Here is a 21242-nt window from a genome sequence, read left to right on the forward strand (position 1 = left end):
TTGCTTATCCGTTACTTCGCTGCCGCGCGCGCCGCCGCGGGAGTGGAAGAAGAACACCACACCCTGGCGGAAGGCACCAGCCTGGAGGCTTTGCTGGAAGCTGCCCTCGCCGTCGAGCGTCCGCAGCCGCCGGAGGGCACGCCGGCGCTGGCCAGGATTGTGGCCCGGAGCAGTTTCCTGCGGAACGAGGTCGCCGTGCGCGACCATTCGATTCCCCTTGGCGCCAATGACGTCATCGACGTCCTTCCGCCCTTTGCAGGCGGCTGATGCTCAGTTTTTCCTGAACACGCTCCTCAGCAGCGGACTGAATGCGGGCTTCCCCTCGAGCCGTAGTTCCGCCGTGTGCACCAGGACACCGCCTTCCAACGTGAAGCTGTGGCGGACCGTGCCATCGTGGGTCCGCCGTTCGAAACTTAGTGTCCCTTCGCTCCAGTGCCCGCGCACAGGTGCCGGTGGCGTCTGTCCGATGCTGTCCACGTAATACCAAAACGTGCCGCCGTGGGCGGCGTCCACCGTAAACATGCCGTGGCCTTCAAGGTGCGCTCCGTCGGATTCCCGATGGTGATAGCTCTGGACGACGGCGTGGCCGCCGGCAACCACGGTGAATGTCACCTCCGCCTCGGCCGTGCGGGCAGGACCCCACGGCGAAGAAGCGATTTCAGTGAATCCGCGCCAGCGCCCAAGGAACGGCCGCAACACCTCGGCCGCCGGCCCCGCGGCAGGCTGGTCCATGAGCGCCTCCGGAGGGTAAAGGACAGGGCAGCATGATCGTGAAATCATGCTGCCCTGCTGACAGCTTCCAGTCCAGAGGTTTGGACAGCTACGCCTTGAGCCCGAAGGTTTCGTCCTCTTCGAACGGCCCAACAACAGTGATGGTTCGCGGCGCTGCCGCCAACTCCCGCGCCAGCTCCTGCACGTCTTCCACTGTGACAGCCTTGATCCTTGCCAGGGTCTCGTCAATGTCCTGGAATTCGCCGGAGACCAGCTCGGCCCGGCCCAGTCGGGACATGCGGGAACCCGTGTCTTCAAGGGCAAGGACTATTCCGCCGCTCAGCTGGCCAACGGCCTTCCGCAGCTCCTCAGCGGTGATGCCTTCCGCAGCCAGCTTGTCCAACTCCACGCCCAGCAGTTCCAAGACCTGGCGGACCTTGGACGGGGTGCAGCCGGCATACATGCCGAAGTATCCGGCATCGGCGTAGGCCGCGGTGAACGAGTAGGTGGAGTAGACCAGACCACGCTTCTCCCGGATCTCCTGGAAGAGCCTGGAAGACATTCCACCACCCAGGACCGCGTTCAAGACGCTCATCACGAAGCGGCGGTCGTCCGTGGCAACGATGGTGGGGCATCCCATGATGATGTTCGCCTGCTCCACGGGGCGCTTGACCACATGCAGTCCGGCGGTGCCGGTGATGATGGCCCTTTCGGATGGTCGCCGGTCCACAGGGGCTGCATCCGGGTGGAGCTTCCAGCCGGCTGCTTCCAGTGCGTTCTGCACGAGCTCGCAGACGACGTCGTGGTCCAGCCCGCCGGCGGCGGTGATGACCAATTCCTCGGGACGGTAGTAGCGCTGGTAGTGCTCCCACACGGAATCACGGGCAACAGCCTTAATGGCGTCCGGGGTACCGCCGATGGGACGCGCCAGCGGGTGGCTGCCAAGCACCGCCTGGACGAACTTCTCGTGGGCCACATCGGTGGGGTCATCGCTGTCCATGGCGATTTCCTCCAGGATCACGTCACGCTCCTGCTCCAGCTCTGCCGGATCCAGCACGGCGCCCGTGATCATGTCAGCTATGACGTCGATGGCCATGGGGAGGTCAGTGTCCAGGACACGGGCAAAGTAGCAGGTGCTCTCCTTGGCCGTGGCTGCGTTCGATTCCCCGCCCACCTCGTCAAAGGCGGAGGCGATCTCAAGAGCGGTCCGGCGCTTGGTTCCTTTGAAAAGGAGGTGCTCAAGGAAATGCGTGGAGCCGTGCTGGCCCTCGGCCTCATCCCGTGAACCAACTGCCACCCAGAAGCCGATCGTGGCCGAACGCTGACCGGGCATCGCCTCAGTGAGGACACGCACGCCACCGGGCAGCACCGAACGCCGCACAACGGAGCCTCCCTCGGCACCATGGATCAATTCGCCACCGGGGAGCGTCTGCTGCAACGGCAAGGGTACGACAGTCATTCAAACCTTTCAGATAAGCCGGAAGGGCCGGCGGACCATACAGCCCACCGGCCCCTTCAGGGTACTGCTTGCAGACTACTCTGCGGATGCCTCGGCAACTTCGGCGGAAGCGTCCTCGGAAGCGCCTTCTTCCTCGGCAACAACCGGGGAGAGGGAGAGCTTGCCGCGGTCGTCGATCTTGGTGATCTCCACCTGGACCTTCTGGCCGACCGAAACAACATCGTCCACGTTGTCCACGCGCTTGCCGTTGGCCAGCTTGCGGAGCTCGGAGATGTGCAGGAGGCCGTCCTTGCCCGGGGTAAGGGAGACGAACGCACCGAACGTGGTGGTCTTGACCACGGTGCCCAGGTAGCGCTCGCCAACTTCGGGAACCTGCGGGTTGGCGATGGCATTGATCGCGGAACGTGCGGCGTCGGCCGACGGACCGTTGGTGGCGCCGATGTAGACCGTGCCGTCGTCCTCGATGGAGATATCGGCGCCGGTGTCTTCCTGGATCTGGTTGATCATCTTGCCCTTGGGGCCAATTACCTCGCCGATCTTGTCCACGGGGATCTTGACGGCGATAACGCGCGGGGCGAACTCGGAGAGCTCGTCCGGAGTGTCGATCGCCGCGTTGATGACCTCGAGGATGTGCAGGCGTGCTTCGCGGGCCTGCTTCAGTGCTGCCGCCAGGACAGACGCGGGGATACCGTCGAGCTTGGTGTCCAACTGGATGGCTGTGACGAACTCGGACGTACCGGCAACCTTGAAGTCCATGTCGCCGAATGCGTCTTCGGCACCGAGGATGTCCGTCAGGGCCGCGTAGCGGGTCTGACCGTCAACCTGGTCGGAGACGAGGCCCATGGCGATACCCGCAACAGGTGCCTTCAGCGGCACACCTGCGTTGAGCATGGAGAGCGTCGAAGCGCACACGGAGCCCATGGAGGTGGAGCCGTTGGAGCCCAGTGCTTCGGACACCTGGCGGATGGCGTACGGGAATTCCTCGCGGCTGGGCAGAACCGGCACGAGTGCACGCTCGGCGAGGGCACCGTGGCCGATTTCACGGCGCTTCGGGGAACCGACGCGTCCCGTCTCACCGGTGGAGTACGGCGGGAAGTTGTAGTTGTGCATGTAGCGCTTGCGCGTAACAGGCGAGAGGGAATCGATCTGCTGTTCCATCTTGAGCATGTTCAGCGTGGTGACACCCATGATCTGGGTCTCGCCGCGCTCGAAGATGGCGGAACCGTGAACGCGGGGAAGAACCTCGACCTCTGCGGTGAGCTGGCGAATGTCCGTCAGGCCACGGCCGTCGATGCGGATCTGGTCCTTGAGAATGCGCTGGCGGACCACGTGCTTGGTGACCGAACGGAAGGCGGCGGAGAGTTCCTTCTCGCGGCCTTCGAAGTCACCTGCGAGGGCACCAAGGACCTCGTCCTTGAGTGCGTCGGACGCGTTGTCGCGTTCCTGCTTGTCAGCGATCTGGAAGACGGCGGCGAGCTTGTCGGCTGCGGCTGCCTCCACTGCGGCGTAGGCGTCATCCTGGTAATCCAGGAACACGGGGAATTCGACCGTCGGCTTGGCGGCGCGGGCGGCGAGGTCGGCCTGGGCTTCGCACAGTGCCTTGATGAACGGCTTTGCAGCCTCGAGGCCCTCGGAGACAACCTCTTCGGTGGGGGCTGTTGCGCCCTGTTCCTTGATGAGGTTCCAGGAGTTGTCGGTTGCTTCTGCCTCAACCATCATGATGGCGACGTCGTCGCCTGCGATGCGGCCCGCCACCACCATGTTGAAGACGGCGTTTTCAAGCTGGGAGTGCTTCGGGAAAGCCACCCACTGGGAGCCCTGCTCGTCGGCGATGAGTGCGACGCGGACGCCACCGATCGGGCCCGAGAAAGGCAAACCGGAAAGCTGGGTGGACATGGAAGAAGCGTTGATGGCAACGACGTCGTACAGCTCATCCGGGTTGATGGCCAGTACGGTAACCACGATCTGGACTTCGTTGCGCAGGCCCTTGACGAAGGCCGGACGCAGCGGGCGGTCCATGAGGCGGCAAGCCAGGATGGCTTCGGTGGAAGGACGGCCTTCACGGCGGAAGAACGAACCCGGGATGCGGCCGGCAGCGTACATGCGCTCTTCGACGTCGACCGTCAGCGGGAAGAAGTCGAAACCTTCGCGCGGCTGCTTGCCCGCGGTGGTTGCCGAAAGCAAGGCGGTGTCGTCGTCGATGTAAACCATCGACGCGCCGGCGGCCTGCTTGGCGAGGCGGCCGGTTTCGAAGCGGATAACGCGCTTGCCGAAGCGGCCGTTATCGATGATGGCTTCGGAGAACTGGATTTCGGGACCCTCCATGAGAGTCACCTCCGTTTCTGTTGGCGGAAGTCCGCCGCATCAACCCAGGCCCCTTCTTTATTACTGGCCTGTACGACACCCGGTCATCGATCGAGATCCACGGGCTGCATCAATTCCGATGCCCATCCCGGGAATCACTACCGAGGACCGCGAATGCGCGATGCGGTTGATTCCTGTGTTTAGTTGTTGGTGAAGAAGGCGGCCCGTTCCGCGAGGGACCGGGCCGCCCCAAAAGGCAGACTAGCGGCGCAGGCCGAGGCGCTCGATGAGCGAACGGTAGCGGGCGATGTCGGTGTCCTTCAGGTAGGAAAGCATGCGCTTGCGGCGACCAACCAGTGCGAGGAGACCGCGCTGGGTGTGGAAGTCGTGCTTGTGCTCCTTCATGTGCTCAGTCAGATCCTTGATCCGCTGGGTCAGGACTGCAACCTGGACCTCGGGCGAACCGGTGTCGCCTTCAGAGGTTGCGTATTCCTTGATGATGGACTGCTTTACAGCGGCGTCAAGTGCCACGTGAACTCCTAGAGTTGTGCCGTGCTTCCCGATGCAGCGCTTCGCTGCCGGGTTGCCTTTGGTGCGTCGCCGCACACAAAAACAGGTCCAGCTGCCACGGACTGCGGCCGGAACCATTCATCAGTTTACCGGGAGGCCGGCAGTGTTGTCGAAAAGCGCTAGTCCCGGGCTAGAAGCTCGTGGGCTTGGGCGACGTCTAGGTTCATCTGCTCTACCAGGGCTTCGGGGCCCCGATAGGCCACCATGCCCCGCAGCCGCTGGGTAAATTCCACCGCAACAGTCTGCCCGTAGAGGTCGAAGTCCTCCACCTTTTCCCGGGGACGGTCAATGACGTGGGCTTCCACCTGCCTGCTGACACCGTCGAAGGTCGGGTTGGAACCGACGGAGATGGCAGCCGGCCATCGTGTGCCGTTCTGGTCGATCAACCAGCCTGCGTAGATGCCGTCGGCGGGAACATATCCGGTGGAATCGTGGGCGAGGTTCGCGGTGGGGAAACCGAGGTCGCGGCCACGTGCTGCACCGTGAACCACTTCGCCGCGCATGCGGTGGGGACGCCCCAGGATAGCGGCAGCCGTGGCCACGTCACCTTCAGACAAGGCTTCGCGCACCCAGGTCGAGGAACAGCGGCGGTCGGTATCGCCGTCGTCGTGAACCGGGAATCCTCCGGCCCCGTATTCGTTGACCACCTGGACGCTGAAGCCCAGCTGCTCCCCCAGTTCCCGCATGGTGTCGACGTCTCCCACGTTGCCGGCCCCGAAACGGAGATCGTGCCCTACCACTACGTGGGCGGCGTGGAGACTCTCCACGAGAATGCCGTTGACGAACTCGTACGGCGTCATGGCGGCAAGGTCCAGGGTGTACTTCATGACCAGCACCGCGTCGACGCCTGCCGAGCCAAGGGCATCAAGCTTGTCCTGGAGGCCCATGATGAGTTCGGGCGCGGATCCGGGCCGGTGCACCTGGGCGGGGTGCGGATCAAAGGTGACCGCCACAGCGGGGATACCGTGCCGCCTGGCGGTCTGCGTCAACTGCGCAAGAACATGCTGGTGGCCCCGATGGACGCCGTCAAAGTTCCCGATGGTAACGACTGTTGGGCCGAAGTCCCCGGGGACTTCGGTGGGATCGTTCCAAGTGTGGACCATCAACCTCGCCTTTTACTGCTGATTCACGTTGCATCCGGCAACCATCCGGCGCCGGAACATTCTAAGGTTACCCGCATTGCCCGGCTGGTTCGGGATGGAAGAGGTTCAGGACGGCCTGCGGCGGTTTAGCCACAGCAGCCCCAGCACAGGCAATACCAACGGGACAAAACCATAGCCGCGGCCGAACAGGGACCAGACTGTGTCATGCGGGAAAGCCACGGGATCGAAGAGGCTGACCGCTCCCACCACAAGGACACCGATCAGTTCCACGAGCACCGCAGCCAAGGAAACCTTGAACCACGTCCTGCCCGGCTTGGCCAGTGAAATCGTCGCCACGATGTAGACGACTGCCGCAAAGGCAGACAGTATGTGCGCCAGCGGAGCTTCGGAAAACTTGGTGGCGATCTGGTACCCGGCCCGGGCCGTGGCGGAGAGCGCAAAAACGGCATAGACCGCAATCAGGAGGCGTCCGGGACCCGTATTGCGGGTGTCCTTTTGCTTGGCCCCGGTTGAGTTGGTCTCGGTTCCAGTCACGTTGTGTTCTTCTTTCACATCAGTACCAAATCTGGTTCATGCGTGCCGCCATGACCAAAGCGGTGACGCCCACGGCGGCGAGGACAAAGTTGCTCCACCGGGTGCGTTCAAGGATGGACCAATACACGGCGCCCAGCGGAATCATGAGTGCGGTGACGATGTACCCCCAGAACTCCCAGGGTTCGCCCGCCATCTGCTCCCCCAGGGCTACCCGGACGATCGAGCCGACGAGGTACACCAGCAGGGCCACCTCGACGGCCAGCACGGAAAAGATGGTGACGTCGTTGGGTGCCTTCTTCATCAGGCCTGCCACGGCGCAGGTGATGGTGGAGACCAGCCCGACGATCAGGATGGAGTAGAAGTAGCCGTCCATGCTTAGTTGCCCGACTCCGTTCCCGCGCCCGAACCCGGACCTGTCCCCGAACCCGGTCCTGTGCCCGGTGCAAAGACCAGGACGGGTTTGGCGAAACTGCCGGCATCGGCCAGAAGCGCTACGAGCTCGCCCGACGGCGCGAAGGCTGCAGCGGGATTCTCCGCCGTGGCAGCTTCCGGTGTTCCGGCTCCCGGTCCCGGGGCGATTCGGCGTCCGAAGGAGATCTCGGTGGTCTCCTCCTCGGTCAGGTCCCGGTTGGGCATCAAGGCCCGGGCAGCAAGGGACATCTCCAGCACATCGAGTTGCTCGGCGAGTTGATCGAGGGTCCGCGCCTGCTCGATGCCGTACGGACCTACCTGCGTGCGGCGAAGCGCGGTGAGATGCCCGCCCACGCCCAGTGCGTTCCCGAGGTCGCGGGCAAGGGCGCGGATGTAGGTGCCCGAGGAGCATTCCACGGTGACGTCGACGTCAACCACCCTGCCGGCGTCGACCCTTTCAATACCGTGGACCTCAAAACGGTGGATGGTCACGGGACGGGCGGCGAGCTTGACTTCCTCGCCGGAGCGGACGCGGGCGTAGGAACGTTCGCCGTTGACCTTGATGGCGCTGACGCTGCTGGGGACCTGCTGGATGGGGCCGGTTAAAGCCGCTACCCCGGCGTGGATCGCCTCATCGGTGATCCCGGCTGCGCTGTGGGCCCCGGTCACCTCGCCCTCGGCGTCATCGGTGATGGTGGCTTCGCCAAGCCGGATGGTGGCGGTATAGGTCTTGGAGGTGCCCACGATGTAGGTCAAAAGGCGGGTTGCCTTGTTGATGCCGATGACCAGGACACCCGTGGCCATGGGATCGAGCGTGCCTGCGTGGCCCACTTTCCGGGTACCAGCCAGCCGCCGCATCCGTCCAACCACATCATGGCTGGTCCATCCCTGCGGTTTGTCAACGATTACCAGTCCAGAAAGCACGCTGACCAGTATATCGGTGGCTAGGATGGCTCCCATGCCTGAGCTTGCCCAGCACGTCCGCGACGTCCCCGTAAACCAGATCCGCGAAATAACCGAGGCCGCCTGGTCCACGCCCGGCGCGATTGTCCTGAGCATCGGAGAACCCGGCTTTCCCCTGTCCCGCCACGTGCTGGATGCCGGCATCGCTTGCCTGGACCGAGACGAGACAAATTACACTCCGAACGCCGGTATCCCCGCCCTGCGCGAAGCGTTCGCCGCCCGCTTCCGGGCCCAGCAGCACGTGGAGGTCGGGGCGGAACGGGTGTACGTTGTGGACGGCGCCCAGCAGGGGCTGCACTTTGTGATGAGCATGCTGCTGTCCCCCGGCGACGAAATCCTCATCCCCAATCCGGGTTACCCCACGTTTGCCATGACCAGCCGCCTGCTCCACGCAAGCCCGGTGGAGTACCCCTTGTATCCGCACAATGATTTCCAACCGCACATCGAGGACATAGAGGCGCTGATCACGCCGCGGACCAAGGTCCTGATGCTGAATTCGCCGTCCAATCCCCTGGGCGCCGTGATCAGCGAGGAGGCGACACGCCGTCTTGTGGACCTCGCCGTCGAGCATGATCTGTGGATCATCTCGGACGAATGCTACGAGGCGTTCACCTTCGATGTGTCCCACGTAAGCCCCGCACGCTTCGACAGTGATGTACCAGGCAAGGCACGGGTCTTTACGTCCCTGACCCTGTCCAAGACCTACGGCCTGACAGGTCTTCGCATCGGCGCTCTGATCTGCCCGCCCGGCCTCGAAAAGACCATGAACAACGTGATGGAATCGATCGTCTCCTGCGTGGCATCCCCCTCCCAGTACGCGGCGTTGGCCGCTCTTACCGGCCCGCAGGACTACGTAAAGTCCGCGAGGGAGCACTATCGCGTCAACCGGGACGCCGCTTCCACCATCCTCGCGGAAAAAGGCATTCCCTATCTTGGAGCGCAGGGGGCCTTCTACCTCTGGGCCGACGTCTCCCATGCCAGCGAGGGGGACGTACGGGCCTGGACGCGGCGTTTCCTCGCGGCTTCCAAGGTCGCATTCGCGCCGGGCACAGCCTTCGGTTCAATCGGCGAGGGTTGGATCAGGATTGCCCTCTGCGGGGCCAAGGAGGAACTGCTCGACGGCGTCAGTCGCCTGCCTGCCCGGGTCTGACGGAAGCGGACAGGCGGGTCCGGCGACCGTCGTCGTGGTTTCAGTATTTGGTGCGCGTCTTATGGGTGCGCCAAGCCTCGAAAGGCGAGTCCGAGGTGGCCAATGGCGAATGTTCCACCGGAAGCAACTCAGGCCGTTGACCGGCGAAATACTCGTAGAACAGGGCGTCGTCGAAGCCGGCACGTGCCGCCCCATGCCGGTCGGCGGCGAAATGGACGTAGCCGATCCTGGCCCAGAGCGTGGCGGACAAGCACAGCGGGCACGGCTCGCAACTGGAGTACAGCACTGAACCACTGAGGTCGAAGTGGCCGATATCCGCTGCCGCGCGCCGGATGGCCACCACTTCGGCGTGCGCTGTGGGGTCATTGTCCCGCGTGACGCGGTTGACTCCTTCATGCACTGAACCGTCGGGAGTGACCACTACGGCGCCAAAAGGCCCGCCGCCCTGGGATACATTCCGGACGGCGAGCCCTATGGCACGCTCAAGGTATTCATCTCGCTGCTGGTCACTGTGCGCGGACATGCAACGATCCTAGCGGTTCTGAAGTTCAGCGGTTCGCGTCCTCGTCGAGATCGTCGTCGTCGGAGAGGTCGATGTCCTCTTCGTCGAAGTCGTCTTCGTCGATGTCGTGGGCCGAATCACTCTTGTACGGATCGGCTTCCCCTGCGTGCTTTGCTCCGGCAGCCAACGCGGCCACCTCGGCATCGCGCCGCTTCGCTTCGCGGAGCAGCTCTTCGAGGTTCGAGGCGTTGACCGGGATCTGGTCCGCCACGAACTCAAGGGTGGGGGTCAGCCGCACGGTAATGTTGCGGCCGACCTCCTGCCGCAGCACGCCCTTGGCCTTTTCCAAAGCCTTAGCCGCATCCGCGTGGGCAACGTCGTCGCCGAACACCGTGTAGTAGACGGTGGCGTGCTGGAGATCGTTGGTGACGCGGGCATCGGTAACGGTGATGGACTCGACGCGCGGGTCCTTGACGCGGCGTCCGAGGGCCTCGGCAACCACCACTTTGATCCGCTGAGCCAATTTGGCAGCGCGTGCCGGATCAGCCATGACTTCCTCCTGGAAAGTAGAAACGGGAACGGAACGGGCCCGCCGGGATCACCCGGCGGACCCGCTCCCTGCGGAACCTAGACGCGCGGCTTTTCGCGCATTTCGAAGGTCTCGATGATGTCGCCTTCGGCGATGTCGTTGTACGAGCCCAGGCCGATACCACACTCGAAGTCGGTACGGACTTCGGTGGCGTCGTCCTTGAACCGCTTGAGGGTTTCGACGGTGAGGTTGTCACCGATGACCTTGCCGTCGCGGCTGACACGTGCCTTGGTGTTACGGCGGATGATGCCGGAACGGACGATCGAACCTGCGATGTTTCCGAACTTGGAAGAGCGGAAGACTTCGCGGACCTCGGCGGTACCAAGCTGGACTTCCTCGTACTCCGGCTTGAGCATGCCCTTGAGGGCCATCTCAATGTCATCGATTGCTGCGTAGATGACGGAGTAGAAGCGCATGTCCACGCCTTCGCGGTCGGCCAGTTCGGCCACGCGCTCGGCGGGCTTGACGTTGAAGCCGATGATGATGGCGTTGTCCACCGTTGCCAGGTTGACGTCGTTCTGCGTGATGGCACCCACACCGCGGTGGATGACCCGGAGCTGAACGTCGTCGTCTCCGACGTCGATCTTGAGCAAGGCATCTTCGAGGGCTTCAACGGCACCGGAGACGTCACCCTTGAGGATGAGGTTGAGGGTGTCGATCTTGCCTTCAGCAACGGCCTGGTCGAAGTCTTCCAGGCTGATGCGCTTGCGGCGCTTCGCCAGGGCGGCGTTGCGGTCGGCAGCTTCACGCTTCTCGGCGATCTGGCGGGCCGTACGCTCGTCCGGGGTCACCAGGAAGGTGTCACCCGCACGCGGGACGTTGGACAGGCCGAGGACCTGGACCGGACGGGACGGAAGCGCCACATCGAGTGCTTCGCCGTTCTCGTCGAACATGGCACGCACACGGCCGTGGGCAGTACCTGCCACGATCGTGTCACCGACGGCCAGGGTACCGGACTGCACCAGGACGGTGGCCACGGAACCGCGGCCCTTGTCCAGGTTGGCTTCGATGGCAATGCCTCGAGCGTCCTTGTCCGGGTTGGCGCGCAGGTCCAGGGCTGCGTCTGCGGTCAGCAGGACAGCTTCGATCAATTCGTCGATGTTCAGGTTCTGTCGTGCGGAAACCTCGACGAACATGGTGTCGCCACCGTATTCCTCGGGAACCAGGCCGTACTCGGTCAGCTGGCCCTTGACCTTGTCAGGGTTGGCGCCTTCCTTGTCGATCTTGTTGACCGCGACGACGATCGGCACGTTAGCCGCCTGGGCGTGGTTGAGCGCTTCAACCGTCTGCGGCATGACGCCGTCGTCGGCTGCGACAACCAGGATCGCGATGTCGGTGACCTTGGCACCACGGGCACGCATGGCGGTGAACGCCTCGTGGCCCGGGGTGTCAATGAAGGTGATGTCGCGCGGGGTGCCCTCGTGGATGTGGCTGATCTGGTAGGCACCGATGTGCTGGGTGATGCCACCGTGCTCGCCGGCCACAACGTTCGAGTTGCGGATGGCGTCCAGCAAGCGGGTCTTACCGTGGTCGACGTGGCCCATGACGGTCACTACCGGCGGACGGGCTTCCAGGACGTCGTCGCCTTCGGCATCCAGTTCACCCTGGAGGTCGATGTCGAACGAGTCAAGCAGCTCGCGCTCTTCGTCCTCGGGCGAAACAACCTGCAGCTTGTAGCCGAGCTCGGCGCCAAGCAGTGCGAAGGTGTCCTCGTCCAGGGACTGCGTTGCCGTCGCCATTTCACCAAGGTGGAACAGCACGGTGACCAACGAAGCCGGGTTTGCATCGATCTTCTCGGCGAAGTCCGTGATGGAAGAACCACGGCGCAAACGGATGATCGTCTCGCCGTCGCCGCGGGGTACGGTTACGCCACCCAGCGACGGAGCGCTCATCTGCTCGAGTTCCTGGCGCTTTGCACGCTTCGACTTGCGCTGCTTGCCGCGGCCTGCGCCGCCCTTGCCAAACGCACCCTGGGTACCACCGCGACCGCGGCCACCCTTGCCGAAGCCACCGCCGGCGGGTGCTCCGCCGCCGGTGCCACTGCCTGGTGCGCCACCCGGACGACCCGGACCACCCGGACGACCCGGACCGCCGGGACGACCCCCGGTGGGAGCCGGACGCTCAGTGCGGTTGGGCATCATGCCCGGGGTGGGACGGTTGCCACCGGGACCTCCACCGGGACGCGGGGCTCCCGGACGGGGAGCACCGGGACGCGGAGCGCCCGGACGGGGACCGCCCGAACCGGCTGCCGGACGGGGACCGCCTGCGCCGGCCGCGGGACGCGGACCGCCGGGGCGCTCACCTTCACTGCGGCCGCCGGGACGCGGCATGCCCTGCGAAGTAGCAAACGGGTTGTTGCCCGGACGCGGCGGACGTTCGCCGTCGCCACCACGGCCCCGGGGCATGCCCTGGGAGGTAGCGAAGGGGTTGTTGCCGGGACGCGGACCACCGGGGCGCGGGCCCTGGCCACCTTGGCGACCGGAAGCCGGAGCCTCTGCCTTGGGGGCAGGGCGGGCTCCCGGCTTTGCCGAAACCGGAGTGGAAGCCGCCGGAGCGGCCGGAGTTGCAGGCGCCGATGGAGCGGGAGCCGCAGGGGCAGCCGGCGTAGCCGGAGCGGAAGCGGCCGGAGCCTTGGGGGTTGCCGGGCCCGGAGCCGGGGCAGCCGGACGGGACGGGGCCGGTGCTGCGGGGCGGTTTGCAGCAGGGGCGGCGGGTGCTGCCGACTTTGCGGCTCCTGCACCCGGGTAGGCGTCGCGAAGTTTCTTCACGACGGGGGCCTCAATGGTGGAAGAGGCGGAGCGAACGAATTCGCCCAATTCCTGCAGTTTGGTTACTGCATCTTTGGAAGTAATACCGAGCTCTTTTGCGAGCTCATGTACGCGGACCTTGGCCACATTTCTCCTGTCTCGGTCCGCACCGAGCCAGGCACGAACCGTCTACTTCTTACTGCGGGCCCTTGCCGCTTCCACGGCGGAAAGGCCCATTGCAGAGCGCAACAAAGTTGTCATCGTTACGCACTCATCGCTGGGAACTCATCGGGTTTCCATCAGATTTCTGACCCGCTTTCAGGTTTGGACGGTTTTCCTGTGGCGGCCGGGGCCTCCACAGGTGGCGTGACCGGCATGAAATAACGCTCGACGGCGGTTGTCTCGGCAGCGCCCGGGAGGGCCCTTCCGAAAGCGCGCCGCTTGATCGCCAATGCCAGGCACTTTTCGCTGGGGTGCAGCCAAGCACCCCTGCCGGCCATCCGGCGTCGTTCATCCACCAGGACGACGGGCGAACCCTTGCCTTGGGTGACCAGCCGGACAAGCTGGTACCGGGAGCCTTGCTTCCGGCATCCGATGCAGGTGCGGACAGGACCAGTCTGGGGGTCATGACCGTGCTCAGGCAGTTCAGCCACGATGTGTCCCAACCTGCCTTACGCGCCTCAACGAACGGATACCGGACATAAGCCCGGTTCCATCTATTCTAGCCCCCCGCCCCGGACTGCCGAAACCGGGGCGATTTCCTGCGCGCCGCCCGTCGGGGCCGCTATTCCGCCTTGGCGGGTGCGGCGTCGGAGACGATATCGATCCGCCAGCCGGTCAGCTTGGCTGCCAGACGTGCGTTCTGGCCCTCCTTGCCGATGGCCAGGGAGAGCTGGTAGTCCGGAACCACCACCCGGGCGGACCGCGTGGACTCATCCGTGATGGTGACCGAAGTCACCCTCGAAGGCGAGAGCGAGTTGGCTATAAACGTCGCGGGATCGTCACTGAAGTCGACGATGTCGATCTTTTCGTCGTTGAGCTCGGTCATGACGGCCCGGACACGCGATCCCATTTCGCCAATGCAGGCACCTTTGGCGTTGACGCCCGCCGCGTTGGCCTTGACGGCGATCTTGGTGCGGTGGCCCGCCTCGCGGGCAAGGGCCACGATCTCGACGGAACGGTCGGCGATCTCCGGAACTTCCATTTCGAACAGCTTGCGGACAAGGCCGGGGTGCGAACGCGACAAAGTGATGGAGGGGCCCTTGGCGCCGCGGTGGACGTCCACCACGAACGCGCGCAGGCGGCTTCCGTGAAGGTACTTCTCCCCCGGAACCTGCTCGGGTGGCGGCAGCAGTGCCTCCACCGTGCCGAGGTTTACCTGGATCATGTGCGGGTTGTTGCCCTGCTGGATCATGCCGGCCACCAACTCGCCCTCGCGGCCCTTGAACTCGCCCAGGACGTTGTCGTCCTCCACATCGCGGAGCCGCTGCAGGATGATCTGGCGCGCAGTGCTCGCGGCGATTCGGCCGAAGCCGGCGGGGGTGTCCTCGAACTCACCGACGGCCTCGCCGTCGTCGTCGATTTCGGTCGCCCAGATGGTTACATGGCCGCTCTTGCGATCAAGCTCGGCGCGGGCGCGCTCAAAGGCGCCCGGCGTCTTGTGGTAGGCCACCAGCAGGGCCTGCTCGATGGTGGGGATCAAGAGGTCCAGCGGGATTTCACGCTCACGCTCCAGGAGCCTCAGTGCGCTCATGTCAATATCCATTAGGCCTCCTCGGAAGGTCCATTGTGTCCGTCTGCCAGCCCGGCCTCGTCAAGGTGGCTGAATTCAATCTCGACTTTTCCTTGGCGGATCCTGTCGAAAGGAATAGTGATGGGGTCGCCCTGCTTGGGCTTCATGCCCTTCTTGACCTCATGCTCGGGGATGAGCGTCACTGCGTCATCCTGTACTGAGGCAATGCGGCCCAGGACGTTCTCGCCCTGAATGACGTTGACTTTGACCATGCGGCCGCGGGCCCGGTGCCAATGCCGGGGCTCCGTGAGGGGGCGTCCCACGCCCGGGGAGGAAACTTCGAGGTCGTAAGGGCGGCCGTCGTCGTGGGGATCGTTGTCCAGGATGTCGGACAGGCCGCGGGATACGTCGGCGATCGCGTCCAGGCTGACTCCGCCGGTCTCCTCCTGCGGGAGATCCACGACCACATGGACGGTCCGGTGCGAACCCGCGACGTGGATGGCAACATCCTCCAGGTACAGTCGGCTGGCCTGGACTGCCGGCTCCAACAGTGCCCTGAGCCTGCTCTCTTCCGGGTTGCGGATGGTGGCCGTCGAGTTGATGTCAGTACGGTCTGTTGAAGTCGTGGCTTCCGAGTCACTCACGATGCCCGCCGCCTCCCGATAGATGTTGTTGTGACTACTAGCCTAACGATTTTCGGAACAACATGGTGCACGGAGTTCGCCGCCCACGTGACACCATGGTGTGTTGTGAACGGGCAAACAAGTGGAAAAAAGCCGCGGCGGGACATGCTGCGGCCAGTGCTCGTTGCAATCGTTGCCCTGCTGGTTGCCGGCACCGGAATCGTGCTTGTTCCGCGGAATTCCGCGGAACCGGAGGCAGTTCCATTCTCTGAGAACGCCCGCTTGGCCGCTTACGGCGACGCCCTTGCGCTGCGCGACTCCGCGGCTTCGCTTGGCGGCTCGCCGGATTCCGGGACGGCCTCGACGGAACTTGCCGATGCTGTGACATTGCTGACAACGCACGCACAAGCCCTCCTGGGGCCCGATCCGTCCACGTCGGATTCCCCGACCATCGGCGACCGTGATACCCGGAAACCAACCTCGGCCGGGGACGTCGTCGAGGCCATCGCCGCCAGCGGACGGCAGCGGCTCAGCGATGCCGGGGAGGCCGACGGCGGCATCGCCCGCCTGCTGGCGGCCGTCGGGACTTCCCAGTTACTGGAGGCGGAACGGCTGGCCGGCCTCTTCAAAGTACAGTTGCCGTCCCGTGAACCGGCGGACAAAGCCTCCGCCACGAAAACGGCCGGGGACCAGACGCGGAGCACCGCGCAGTGCCCCTCAGCGAGCCCCACGCCGCGGCCGACGGACGCCACCACTGACACGGCGCTGGCAGCGGGCGTTCGTTCCGAACAGGAGGCCGTATACGCGTACCAGGTGGCCTTGAAGCGACTCGATGCGACCGCAGCCGTCACTGCAGCCAAGGGCCTCGCAGCGCATGAGCTCCTGCTGCAACAGGCAGAATCGCTGACCCGCCTCAACTGCGGAGACGTACCCGCCAGGGAAGCCGGGTATCGCCTGGCCCCCGGGTTCCCGCAGGATCCCCCTGCACACCTCGGCGCCCTGGAGACGGGTGCGCTCCCGGTTTTCGGCGACCTGGTCGCGCTGTCCGACGGACAGACCCGGCAGTGGGCCATCGACAGCCTGCTTGCTGCTGCCCGACGCGGCCTGGGCTGGGGCGCTTCCCTGCCGGCCCTTCCCGGCCTGAAGCTCGACGCCGGCGGGTTGCCGCCACTGCCTGCCTCCCCTGCCGGCCGGGGATAGGCGAGCCTAGCCATGCTGGCGAAGACGCCCCTGCGGTGCTTGGCTGGGATCATGGCCTCAGCAGAAACCGCCACCATGCACGAGAACGAACCGCACCGCGACGACCTCGCCCACCGCCTCAACTGGCTTCGGGCAGGAGTCCTGGGCGCAAATGACGGCATCGTTTCGGTCGCCGCGATCGTGGTTGGTGTTGCCGGCGCCACCACCAACACCGGCAACATCCTCGCCGCCGGCGCAGCGGGCCTGGTGGGCGGTGCCATTTCGATGGCCCTCGGCGAGTACGTGTCAGTCAGCAGCCAGAGTGACACCCAAAAGGCCCTCATCGAAAAAGAACGCAGGGAGTTGGCCGAGGAACCCGAGGAAGAACTTGAGGAACTCACAGCCATCTACCAGGCCAAGGGCCTTAGCCCGGAAACCGCACGCAAGGTAGCCGAGGAGCTGACCGAGCACGACGCCCTGGCCGCGCATCTGTCCGCCGAGCTAAATATCCACGAAGACGACATCGTGAGCCCATGGAACGCAGCTATCGCATCAGCGGTGGCCTTTACGCTGGGCGCCGTGCTGCCGATGTTGGCCATCCTGCTGCCGCCTGCCGGCCTCAGGGTCCCACTTACCTTCGCCGCGGTGTTGATTGCACTGGCCATCACGGGCGCTGTAGGTGCATGGATCGGCGGAGCCTCCAGGCTTAGGGCGGCCGCGCGCGTGGTCCTCGGCGGAGCCTTGGCCCTGGCTGCAACCTTCTCCATCGGGAGCCTCTTGGGGGCCAGCGGCGTTTTCTGACGGCGGGGCGGCCCCACGGCGCTAGGCTGATCGCGTGACCCTGCACGCCATGATTCCCATTCCGGCAGACCTGCACGCCCGGTACAACCGTGACTCGGCGGGCAGGGACTGGCTGGCCAGCCTCCCGGGCCTGATCCGGGAGTCCATGGAGCGATGGAATTTGGAGCCCGACCTGGAGCCCGGCGCCCAGCCTTGGAACGGGCATGGTGCGCTGGTGATACCCGTACGCCGGGACGGCGGGCTGGCCGCACTCAAAATCGCCTACCCGCACGAGGAAGCACTCGTGGAACGGCACGCGCTGGCGCTCTGGAACGGCGACGGTGCCGTGCGGCTCCTCGAAGCCGACGCGGACAGCTGTTCCCTGCTCCTTGAACGCCTGGACGCCAGCAACTGGCTGGAGCATGTTTCGCTTGCCGAGGCGCCCGACATTTGGGGCGGCATTTTGAAACGCCTGTGCATCACTCCCGACGCCAGAGCCGACTGGCTCGCGTTTGAACACATAGCCGCCACGGCTGAGCGCTGGAGTGACGAACTGCCACAGGACTGGGAGCGGCTGGGCCGTCCCTTCCCGCGCTGGCTCCTCGAAGCCGCTTTGGAGGTGTGCCAGACGCGCGGAGCCGTGGGTCGGCGGTCAGCCAAGGACGTACTGGTGCACACCGACCTGCACTTCATGAACGTACTCGGCTCCGCGGATGGTACCGAATACCTCGCCATCGATCCGCAGCCCCGGATCGGCGAAGCCGAGTTCGCCGTCGCGCCGATCCTGTGGAACCGCATCGGGGAACTGCCGCTACGGGACCCGGAGGGCGGGCTTCGTGAGCGCTGCTTGCAGTTCAGCCTGGCCGCCGGACTCGATCCGGAGGCAGCCCGGCAGTGGAGCATCGCCAGGGAGGTGGAGAACGCGCTAAGGTACGCGGAGAAACCCGGCCACGGCGGAGACCTCGCCAGATCCCTGTGGGTTGCCTCCACCCTGGCCGGAAACGTACTCGACGGCCTCCCGAAGGCCCACGACCTCCCCGGCCCCGGCGAAGCCGTCAGCTAGCAGTTCACGCGAAGTTGTCGTTCCATACGTCGACTCCCAGCTTGATGATCAGCGCGGCCACCACAATCAGGAAAACCACGCGGACAAAGCGGCTCCCCCGCGCCACGGCCGTCCGGGCACCGAGGTAACCACCGGCCATGTTGGAGAATCCCAGGACCAGGCCCAGGCCCCAGAGCAGTGAGCCATGCGGGAGGAAGAAGATCAGGGCCCCGGCATTCGTTGCCATGTTGACGATCTTCGCCTTGGCGCTGGCTTCGAGGAAGGCGTAACCCATGGCGGAAACCAGCGCAATGACCAAGAACGAGCCCGTCCCGGGTCCGATCAGGCCATCGTAGAAGCCGATGACCGCCCCGATCAGGCAGGCCACGATGTAATGCTTGTGCCCGTCGTGCCGCAGCGCTGTCAACTCGCCCGCGTTGGGGCGCAGTGCTGTGAAAACGGCGACGGCGATCAGGGCCACCACGATGATGGGCTTGAAGACACTCGCCGGCAGCGACGCTGCGAGTATGGCGCCGGCAAAGCTGCCGGCCAAAGCGATCACGGCCATGGGTATGGCTGTCTTCAGATCGGGTCCCACGCGCCGGTAGAAGGTCACGGCACTTGTGGTGGTCCCAAAGATGGAACCCATTTTGTTGGTTGCCAGGGCCTGGACAGGCGTAATGCCCGGCACCAGGAGGAGGGCGGGGAGCTGGATCAGTCCCCCGCCTCCCACCACGGCGTCGACCCACCCGGCCGCGAATCCAGCCACCACGATCAGGATGAGCGTGGTGAGCTGGACCGACTCGAAGCCGGAAATCAACGGCTGCGGACGGCGTTGACCACGTAGTCCACGGCCTTGTCCACCGAGATGTTCTCGGCTTCGCCGCTGCGGCGGTCCTTGATCTCGACTACTCCGTCAACCAGTCCACGGCCCACGGCCAGGATCGTGGGAACACCGAGGAGTTCCGCATCGCCGAACTTTACGCCGGGAGAGACCTTGGGCCGATCATCGAAGATAACGTCGAGCCCTGCGTCTTGGAGCTCTGCGGAGAGTTTCTCTGCAGCTTCGAAGATTTCGTCGCCTCGGCCGACTGCCACAACATGGACATCGGCAGGGGCAACTGTACGAGGCCACACCAGACCGCGGTCGTCGTGGTTCGCTTCAGCCAGTGCGGCAACGGCACGCGTCACGCCCACACCGTAGGAGCCCATGGTCACCACGACCTGTTTGCCGTTCTGGTCCAAGACCTTCAGGTCGAGGGCTTCGGCGTACTTCCGGCCTAGCTGGAAAATATGTCCCATTTCGATTCCGCGTGCGGTCTCCAGGGGGCCGGAGCCGTCCGGTGCGGGGTCTCCGGCACGGACCTCCGTGCATTCGATGACGCCATCCCAACCGAAGTCGCGCCCTGCAACGAGGCCGAACACGTGCTTGCCTTCCTGGTTGGCGCCGGTTACCCACGCGGTGCCGGAGACTACCCGGGGATCCACGAGGAACAGGATCTTCGAGGAACCCTCCAGCCCCAAAACGGGCTCGTCCAGGCTGAGCCCCGGACCGATGTAGCCCTTCACGAGCCAAGGCAGTTTTTTGAGGTCTTCTTCGTTTGCCGCTTCGAGACCGATTTCTCCACCGATCGGCAGGAAGGCGCCGAGGTTCGCCTCAACACGCTTGAGGTCCACGGCGCGGTCGCCAGGCACGCCAATGACCACGATCTGGCGCTCACCGGTGGGCAGCGTGACGGCAAGGACAACGTTCTTGAGCGTGTCGGCGGCAGTCCAGGGACCGCCGTCGGACTCGCTGCGGGGCGCGAGCTGGTTGGCGGCGTCCACCAAGGTCTCGATAGTCGGCGTGTTCGGCGTATCCAGCACCTCGGCTGCAGGAGCATTGCTGAAGTCGATCTCCGCGGGGACGACCGTGGTGACGGCTTCGACGTTGGCTGCGTATCCTCCCGCCGAGCGCACAAAGGTGTCCTCGCCGATCTCGGTGGGGAACAGGAATTCCTCGCTCTTGGACCCGCCCATGGCACCGGCGGTGGCCGCAACAGGCACGACTTCAAGGCCCAACCGCTCAAAAATCTTCAGGTATGCAGCGCGGTGGGCGGCATAGCTGGCGTCCAGGCCCGCGTCATCGACGTCGAACGAGTAGGAGTCCTTCATGATGAACTCGCGCCCGCGGAGGAGGCCGGCGCGGGGGCGTGCCTCGTCGCGGTACTTGTTCTGGATCTGGTACAGGCTCAAAGGGAGGTCTTTGTACGAGGAGTACAGGTCCTTGACCAGCAGCGTGAACATTTCCTCGTGCGTGGGTGCCAGGAGGTAGTCGGCGCCCTTGCGGTCCTGGAGGCGGAAGAGGCCTTCGCCGTACTCGGTCCAGCGGTTGGTGGCCTCGTAGGGTTCGCGGGGCAGCAGCGCCGGGAAGTGGACTTCCTGGGCGCCGATCGCGGCCATCTCCTGGCGAATGATCTCCTCAACCTTGCGCAGAACGCTCAATCCCAACGGCAGCCAGGTGTAGATACCGGGGGCTGCACGGCGGATATAGCCGGCGCGGACCAGGAGCTTGTGGCTGGCGACCTCGGCGTCGACGGGATCTTCGCGCAAGGTGCGCAGGAACAACTGGGAAAGGCGAAGGACCACGGGTACGTATCCGTTTCTGTGCAGACAGGCAAAAAGAACTGTCTACTAATCTACCGGCTGGCGGGAGGGCTTCCGGAACCGGAACACAGATGAGCCACGCCTTCGCGTCCGGAAGCCCCTGGCCGAAAGTCGGCTGGTCATCCTGCAATGGCGTGGCTCAACGGCCGGCCGGCCGCAGACACTGTCCGGGGACTAGTCCCCCGTTCCCTCCAGCG

Annotated in this window: 21 protein-coding genes; 5 read left to right on the forward strand and 16 right to left on the reverse strand. The window is 64.8% G+C overall.

The window, feature by feature from the left end; all coding sequences use genetic code 11:
* Window positions 1–267, forward strand: coding sequence for a MoaD/ThiS family protein (locus ACIPY2_RS15540; RefSeq protein ID WP_400267287.1), 267 nt, complete (start codon window positions 1–3; stop codon window positions 265–267).
* A 3-nt stretch (window positions 268–270) separates the two neighbouring features.
* Here the strand turns inward: ACIPY2_RS15540 and ACIPY2_RS15545 are convergent, their stop codons facing one another.
* The 8 genes from ACIPY2_RS15545 to truB all read right to left on the reverse strand — a co-directional run bounded on the left by ACIPY2_RS15545 (window position 271) and on the right by truB (window position 8016).
* Complete coding sequence (locus ACIPY2_RS15545) at window positions 271–732, reverse strand: DUF1579 domain-containing protein (protein ID WP_400267288.1); 462 nt, start codon at window positions 730–732, stop codon at window positions 271–273.
* 88 nt (window positions 733–820) lie between these two features.
* Window positions 821–2170 carry a M16 family metallopeptidase gene (locus tag ACIPY2_RS15550; RefSeq protein ID WP_400267289.1) on the reverse strand — a complete coding sequence of 450 codons (1350 nt, stop codon included), beginning with the start codon at window positions 2168–2170 and terminating at the stop codon, window positions 821–823.
* Between the two features lie 75 nt (window positions 2171–2245).
* Complete coding sequence (locus ACIPY2_RS15555) at window positions 2246–4495, reverse strand: polyribonucleotide nucleotidyltransferase (protein ID WP_400267290.1); 2250 nt, start codon at window positions 4493–4495, stop codon at window positions 2246–2248.
* Window positions 4496–4735: 240 nt separating this feature from the next.
* The gene (gene rpsO / locus ACIPY2_RS15560; RefSeq protein ID WP_144663024.1) at window positions 4736–5005 is read right to left on the reverse strand and encodes a 30S ribosomal protein S15; all 270 of its coding nucleotides are present in this window, start codon (window positions 5003–5005) and stop codon (window positions 4736–4738) included.
* Window positions 5006–5163: 158 nt separating this feature from the next.
* Window positions 5164–6147, reverse strand: a complete 984-nt coding sequence (locus ACIPY2_RS15565; RefSeq protein ID WP_400267291.1) for a bifunctional riboflavin kinase/FAD synthetase — start codon at window positions 6145–6147, stop codon at window positions 5164–5166.
* Window positions 6148–6252: 105 nt separating this feature from the next.
* The gene (locus ACIPY2_RS15570) at window positions 6253–6699 is read right to left on the reverse strand and encodes a hypothetical protein (protein WP_400267292.1); all 447 of its coding nucleotides are present in this window, start codon (window positions 6697–6699) and stop codon (window positions 6253–6255) included.
* A 1-nt stretch (window position 6700) separates the two neighbouring features.
* Window positions 6701–7054: a hypothetical protein gene (locus ACIPY2_RS15575; RefSeq protein WP_400267293.1), complete on the reverse strand. Its 354-nt coding sequence runs from the start codon at window positions 7052–7054 to the stop codon at window positions 6701–6703.
* A 2-nt stretch (window positions 7055–7056) separates the two neighbouring features.
* Window positions 7057–8016: a tRNA pseudouridine(55) synthase TruB gene (gene truB / locus ACIPY2_RS15580; protein ID WP_400267294.1), complete on the reverse strand. Its 960-nt coding sequence runs from the start codon at window positions 8014–8016 to the stop codon at window positions 7057–7059.
* Between the two features lie 34 nt (window positions 8017–8050).
* On the opposite strand from truB, the gene ACIPY2_RS15585 reads away from it, so the two are divergent.
* A complete protein-coding gene (locus ACIPY2_RS15585; protein ID WP_400267295.1) occupies window positions 8051–9205 on the forward strand; it encodes a pyridoxal phosphate-dependent aminotransferase in 1155 nt (384 codons plus the stop codon).
* Between the two features lie 40 nt (window positions 9206–9245).
* On the opposite strand, the gene ACIPY2_RS15590 is transcribed toward ACIPY2_RS15585, so the two are convergent.
* The 6 genes from ACIPY2_RS15590 to rimP all read right to left on the reverse strand — a co-directional run bounded on the left by ACIPY2_RS15590 (window position 9246) and on the right by rimP (window position 15419).
* Window positions 9246–9728, reverse strand: a complete 483-nt coding sequence (locus tag ACIPY2_RS15590; RefSeq protein WP_400267296.1) for a nucleoside deaminase — start codon at window positions 9726–9728, stop codon at window positions 9246–9248.
* A 25-nt stretch (window positions 9729–9753) separates the two neighbouring features.
* The gene (gene rbfA, locus ACIPY2_RS15595; RefSeq protein WP_400267297.1) at window positions 9754–10257 is read right to left on the reverse strand and encodes a 30S ribosome-binding factor RbfA; all 504 of its coding nucleotides are present in this window, start codon (window positions 10255–10257) and stop codon (window positions 9754–9756) included.
* 77 nt (window positions 10258–10334) lie between these two features.
* Entirely contained in the window at window positions 10335–13190 is a 2856-nt protein-coding gene (gene infB / locus ACIPY2_RS15600) for a translation initiation factor IF-2 (protein WP_400267298.1), read from the reverse strand.
* A gap of 152 nt (window positions 13191–13342) precedes the next feature.
* Entirely contained in the window at window positions 13343–13696 is a 354-nt protein-coding gene (locus ACIPY2_RS15605; RefSeq protein ID WP_400267299.1) for a YlxR family protein, read from the reverse strand.
* A 131-nt stretch (window positions 13697–13827) separates the two neighbouring features.
* Complete coding sequence (gene nusA, locus ACIPY2_RS15610) at window positions 13828–14808, reverse strand: transcription termination factor NusA (protein ID WP_400267300.1); 981 nt, start codon at window positions 14806–14808, stop codon at window positions 13828–13830.
* Window positions 14808–15419: a ribosome maturation factor RimP gene (rimP, locus tag ACIPY2_RS15615; RefSeq protein ID WP_400267301.1), complete on the reverse strand. Its 612-nt coding sequence runs from the start codon at window positions 15417–15419 to the stop codon at window positions 14808–14810. The genes nusA and rimP overlap by 1 nt, the downstream gene beginning before the upstream one ends.
* 156 nt (window positions 15420–15575) lie before the next feature.
* On the opposite strand from rimP, the gene ACIPY2_RS15620 reads away from it, so the two are divergent.
* The 3 genes from ACIPY2_RS15620 to ACIPY2_RS15630 are packed head-to-tail and all read left to right on the forward strand — an operon-like array spanning window position 15576 to window position 18420.
* Entirely contained in the window at window positions 15576–16598 is a 1023-nt protein-coding gene (locus ACIPY2_RS15620; protein ID WP_400267302.1) for a ferritin-like domain-containing protein, read from the forward strand.
* Window positions 16599–16649: 51 nt separating this feature from the next.
* The gene (locus ACIPY2_RS15625) at window positions 16650–17378 is read left to right on the forward strand and encodes a VIT family protein (RefSeq protein ID WP_400267303.1); all 729 of its coding nucleotides are present in this window, start codon (window positions 16650–16652) and stop codon (window positions 17376–17378) included.
* Between the two features lie 34 nt (window positions 17379–17412).
* Window positions 17413–18420, forward strand: coding sequence for an aminoglycoside phosphotransferase family protein (locus ACIPY2_RS15630; RefSeq protein WP_400267304.1), 1008 nt, complete (start codon window positions 17413–17415; stop codon window positions 18418–18420).
* Window positions 18421–18424: 4 nt separating this feature from the next.
* On the opposite strand, the gene ACIPY2_RS15635 is transcribed toward ACIPY2_RS15630, so the two are convergent.
* Entirely contained in the window at window positions 18425–19219 is a 795-nt protein-coding gene (locus ACIPY2_RS15635; protein ID WP_400267305.1) for a sulfite exporter TauE/SafE family protein, read from the reverse strand.
* Window positions 19216–21027: a proline--tRNA ligase gene (locus ACIPY2_RS15640; protein WP_400267306.1), complete on the reverse strand. Its 1812-nt coding sequence runs from the start codon at window positions 21025–21027 to the stop codon at window positions 19216–19218. Before ACIPY2_RS15640 ends, ACIPY2_RS15635 begins: the two co-directional genes overlap by 4 nt.
* Window positions 21028–21242 lie beyond the last annotated feature (215 nt).

The organism is Paenarthrobacter sp. NPDC089675, from assembly GCF_044749185.1.
In the GTDB taxonomy this organism is placed as follows: Bacteria; Actinomycetota; Actinomycetes; order Actinomycetales; family Micrococcaceae; genus Arthrobacter.

Bases quoted from the DNA above. Each gene is read 5' to 3' on its own strand.
- ACIPY2_RS15545 (WP_400267288.1), bottom strand. From the start codon at position 732: ATGGACCAGCCTGCCGCGGGGCCGGCGGCCGAGGTGTTGCGGCCGTTC.
- ACIPY2_RS15550 (WP_400267289.1), bottom strand. From the start codon at position 2,170: ATGACTGTCGTACCCTTGCCGTTGCAGCAGACGCTCCCCGGTGGCGAA.
- ACIPY2_RS15555 (WP_400267290.1), bottom strand. From the start codon at position 4,495: ATGGAGGGTCCCGAAATCCAGTTCTCCGAAGCCATCATCGATAACGGC.
- ACIPY2_RS15565 (WP_400267291.1), bottom strand. From the start codon at position 6,147: ATGGTCCACACTTGGAACGATCCCACCGAAGTCCCCGGGGACTTCGGC.
- ACIPY2_RS15575 (WP_400267293.1), bottom strand. From the start codon at position 7,054: ATGGACGGCTACTTCTACTCCATCCTGATCGTCGGGCTGGTCTCCACC.
- ACIPY2_RS15585 (WP_400267295.1), top strand. From the start codon at position 8,051: ATGCCTGAGCTTGCCCAGCACGTCCGCGACGTCCCCGTAAACCAGATC.
- ACIPY2_RS15590 (WP_400267296.1), bottom strand. From the start codon at position 9,728: ATGTCCGCGCACAGTGACCAGCAGCGAGATGAATACCTTGAGCGTGCC.
- rbfA (WP_400267297.1), bottom strand. From the start codon at position 10,257: ATGGCTGATCCGGCACGCGCTGCCAAATTGGCTCAGCGGATCAAAGTG.
- nusA (WP_400267300.1), bottom strand. From the start codon at position 14,808: ATGGATATTGACATGAGCGCACTGAGGCTCCTGGAGCGTGAGCGTGAA.
- ACIPY2_RS15625 (WP_400267303.1), top strand. From the start codon at position 16,650: ATGGCCTCAGCAGAAACCGCCACCATGCACGAGAACGAACCGCACCGC.